The organism is uncultured Mycobacterium sp., assembly GCF_964249325.1.
Taxonomy (GTDB): Bacteria; Actinomycetota; Actinomycetes; order Mycobacteriales; family Mycobacteriaceae; genus Mycobacterium.
This window is the reverse complement of the sequence record NZ_CAXUCH010000233.1, coordinates 1-3,364: the sequence shown is the minus strand read 5'-3', so window position 1 is coordinate 3,364 and position 3,364 is coordinate 1. Positions and strand designations below refer to the sequence as shown.

Sequence of the window (3,364 nt, the reverse complement as noted above, 5' to 3'; positions counted from 1 at the left end):
GTGTTGCGGTCGGCTGCCGACGCTCCCGCGGGCACCCACCTACGGATACGGATTGCCGACGGTGCTGTGGCGGCGCTCAGCGAAGGACCTACGGATGGGCGCTAAAAAAGAGCGCGATGACGCTACGCCTATTAGTGAGCTGGGGTACGAAGAATGCCGCGATCAACTCATCGAAGTGGTCCGACTGCTCGAGCAGGGTGGGCTGGACCTGGACGCGTCGCTAGCGCTGTGGGAAAGAGGCGAACAGCTGGCTAAACGCTGCGAAGAGCACTTAGCTGGCGCGCGCAAACGCATCGAGGACGTGCTGGCTGCAAGGGACCCCGGGGAAACTTGATTGCGCAAAAACTTCGCGCATTAGTACTCGAAACTGGAACACGTTTCAGTTATGCTCGGCCGCATGGGTGATCCTTTGTTGACCACTGAACTGGGCCGTGTGCTGGTCACCGGTGGCTCCGGCTTCGTCGGCGCCAACCTGGTGTCGACGCATCTCGACCGCGGCTACGACGTGCGGTCCTTCGACCGAGCGCCATCACCGCTACCGGAACATCCGCAGCTGGAGGTGCTGCAAGGCGATATCTGCGACCCCGGCATCGTCGCGGCCGCAGTCGACGGCATCGACACGGTTTTTCACACCGCGGCGCTCATCGAACTGCTCGGCGGCGCGTCGGCGACCGACGAATACCGGCAACGCAGCTTCGCGGTCAACGTCGGCGGCACCGAGAACCTGGTGCGCGCCGCCCAGGTCGCCGGGGTGAAACGGTTCGTCTACACCTCGTCCAACAGTGTGGTGATGAGCGGCAAGCGCATCGCCGGCGGCGACGAAACACTGCCCTACACCGACCGGTTCAACGATCTGTACACCGAGACCAAAGTAGTTGCCGAGCGTTTTGTGTTGTCGCAGAACGGTGTCGGCGGCATGCTGACCTGTGCTATCCGCCCAAGCGGTATCTGGGGCCGCGGCGACCAGACGATGTTCCGCAAGATATTCGAGAGCATGGTGGCCGGGCACGTCAAAGTGCTGATCGGGCGCAAGGCTGCCAAGCTCGATAACTCCTACATTCACAACCTGATTCACGGTTTCATCCTGGCCGCCCAGCACCTGGTCGCAGATGGCACCGCGCCCGGTCAGGCGTACTTCATCAACGACGGCGAGCCGATCAACATGTTCGAGTTCGCCCGGCCCGTCATCGAAGCATGTGGGCAACGCTGGCCGCGGCTACGGATATCCGGTGCCGTGGTCCGCTCGGTGATGTCGACGTGGCAGGGGCTGCACTTCCGGTTCGGGCTGCCACGTCCCCCGCTGGAACCCCTGGCGGTGGAACGGCTTTATCTGGACAACTACTTCTCTATCGCCAAGGCAGAGCGCGACTTGGGATACCGGCCGCGGTTCAGCACCGAGCAAGCGATGAAGGAATGCCTGCCCTACTACGTCGAGCTGTTCGAAACCGTCAAAGCCACCGCCAAGCACCACGCGGCGTCGGCGGTGACGCTGCCGGCGCACGCCTCCTGAGTCACGGCAGCGTTGCCAGCGCACGGATTTCCCCGGTAGCGCTGTTGACCAATGCCGCCCGATCCAGCCGGGCCCGCAGCGGCAACACGTCGAGCACAGCGCCTACGACCACGGGCAATTGGGCCAGCATCGCTCGCGGCGCAAGCGAACAGTGCGGCAGCCAAATTCCAGGCACGTAGTGCTTGTGCAGTTCGGCACCTGTGGCGGTGACGGCTTCGACCACCCGTGCCTGGCGGCCGACGAAATCGGCGCTTACCCCAGCGACTAGCCACGTGCGGCCGCGTCGAAACAGCCCCACTCCGTCGAAGCTGAGGTCTACCGGGGAGCCGTCGCCGAGACGCTCCAAGGCGGCCGTGATCGACGGCTGGTCCCAGCTGCGCAACACCGCATATGAGACGTGTGGCACGTGGCGCCCATGGGTGTGGGAGCGCAGGCTCGGGACGCCGCGCTGCTCGATGCGCTCCCACAGCCCGCGGACCGCACGCTCGGATTGCCGGTCGAACAGCAGGCAGACGGCCAGGGCCACGGATCAGCGATAGAGGTGCACGGGCTGGTTCGTGACCTGCTCGATCTGCCGTGACGCGCTCTGCAGCAGCTCGGTGCCCAACGCGATCAACCCTCTTGCGGCAGCGATCTGTTCGCCGATCATGGGCTGGCTTGCATCCTTCGGATGGCGGAACGCATCACCCAGCGTGGTCATGGTCTGGCCGTCGCCGAGTTGGGCACGCACCGTCGCGTGGGTGTGCGTATCGTCCTCGTCGAACTCGATGTCGACGTGCCAGTTGTTGTTCAAAACGCGGTCGTACATAGCAATCACCTTCTCTATTGCCAAGCTAACCGCGAAACGGCGTTCGGCGACAGGTTTTTCGCCTACCGGTATAGTTTGGGCGCCCCGACTCGACAGGAGCCCGACATGACCAACCGCAATGCTGTCGTCGTGGGAGGAGCGTCTGGGATCGGCCGGGCGGTCGCGCATGCGCTGGCCGCCGATAAGTACCGCGTCACCGTCGCCGACCGCAACACCAAAGGCGCCGAGCGCGTCCGGATCGAGCTCGGCGATCCGCACCTGGCGGCCACCGTTGAGGTCACCGACGAAGATTCCGTGCAGGAGTTGTTTGCCCGTCCCGGTCCGTTCGACGTCGTGGTTAACACCGCCGGTTTCAGCGGCCTCGGGCTGATCACCGAGCTGCCGGTCGCGGAGTTTCGCGCGGTCGTCGACGTCTGCCTCATCGGCGCTTTCCTGGTGATCAAACACGCCGCACCGGCGCTGCGCGACGGCGGTGCGCTGGTGTCCCTGAGTTCGCTGAACGGCCGCCAGCCCGCGGCCGCGATGAGCGCCTACTGCGCGGCCAAGGCGGGGCTGTCGATGCTGACCCAGGTGGCTGCGCTGGAACTGGCGCCGCGCGGCATCCGGGTCAACGCGGTGGCGCCCGGGTTTGTCCACACGCCGCTGACCGAGCCGGCCACGCAGATTCCCGGGGTGCTGGACGACTATCTGGAGAACACCCCGCTAGGCTGCGCCGGCACCCCCGAGGATGTCGCCGAGGCGGTGCTGTTCATGTGCAAGGCGTCCTGGCTGACCGGCGAGGTGCTCGACCTCAACGGCGGCGCGCATCTCAAGCGCTATCCCGACGTCTACGGGCATGTGATGAAACTGGCAGGGCAGCAATGACTTTCACAGGAAAACAGGCGATCGTCACCGGCGCCGGCTCAGGCATCGGCGCCGCACTGTGCCGGGCGCTGGTGGCCGCGGGTGCCGACGTCGTCTGCACCGACATCGACGGCGAGGCCGCCGCGCACACCGCCGAAAGCCTCATCGGCCCCGGCTCCGCCCGCTCCGCCAGGGTCGACGTC

Annotated in this window: 7 protein-coding genes (1 of these 7 cut by a window edge); 5 read left to right on the top strand and 2 right to left on the bottom strand. The window is 65.5% G+C overall.

Going from position 1 to position 3,364, the window contains the following annotated elements:
- The 3 genes in view from xseA to ACFE99_RS21015 are tightly spaced (at most 51 nt apart) and all read left to right on the top strand, a layout consistent with a single transcriptional unit that may run on beyond the window.
- Positions 1-105 carry the end of an exodeoxyribonuclease VII large subunit gene (xseA, locus tag ACFE99_RS21025; RefSeq protein WP_375488342.1) on the top strand. The gene continues 1,140 nt to the left of window position 1, outside the view, so 105 of the gene's 1,245 nt are visible here — the last part of the coding sequence; its start codon lies off the left edge, out of view; its stop codon occupies positions 103-105.
- Positions 95-334 (top strand): exodeoxyribonuclease VII small subunit, encoded by a 240-nt coding sequence (locus ACFE99_RS21020; RefSeq protein ID WP_375488341.1) that lies wholly within the window; start codon positions 95-97, stop codon positions 332-334. The genes xseA and ACFE99_RS21020 overlap by 11 nt, the downstream gene beginning before the upstream one ends.
- A 51-nt stretch (positions 335-385) precedes the next feature.
- Positions 386-1,510, top strand: a complete 1,125-nt coding sequence (locus ACFE99_RS21015; RefSeq protein ID WP_375488340.1) for an NAD-dependent epimerase/dehydratase family protein — start codon at positions 386-388, stop codon at positions 1,508-1,510.
- 1 nt (position 1,511) lies between these two features.
- Here the strand turns inward: ACFE99_RS21015 and ACFE99_RS21010 are convergent, their stop codons facing one another.
- Together ACFE99_RS21010 and ACFE99_RS21005 are read right to left on the bottom strand one after the other, a co-directional pair.
- A complete protein-coding gene (locus ACFE99_RS21010; protein ID WP_375488339.1) occupies positions 1,512-2,036 on the bottom strand; it encodes a 2'-5' RNA ligase family protein in 525 nt (174 codons plus the stop codon).
- Between the two features lie 3 nt (positions 2,037-2,039).
- Positions 2,040-2,318 (bottom strand): DUF1876 domain-containing protein, encoded by a 279-nt coding sequence (locus ACFE99_RS21005; RefSeq protein ID WP_375488338.1) that lies wholly within the window; start codon positions 2,316-2,318, stop codon positions 2,040-2,042.
- Between the two features lie 105 nt (positions 2,319-2,423).
- Here ACFE99_RS21005 and ACFE99_RS21000 point away from each other — a divergent pair, with 105 nt between their 5' ends.
- Positions 2,424-3,182: an SDR family NAD(P)-dependent oxidoreductase gene (locus ACFE99_RS21000; protein ID WP_375488337.1), complete on the top strand. Its 759-nt coding sequence runs from the start codon at positions 2,424-2,426 to the stop codon at positions 3,180-3,182.
- The coding region (locus ACFE99_RS20995) for an SDR family NAD(P)-dependent oxidoreductase (RefSeq protein WP_375488336.1) at positions 3,179-3,364 on the top strand (186 nt) is incomplete at its 3' end. The genes ACFE99_RS21000 and ACFE99_RS20995, both read left to right, overlap by 4 nt.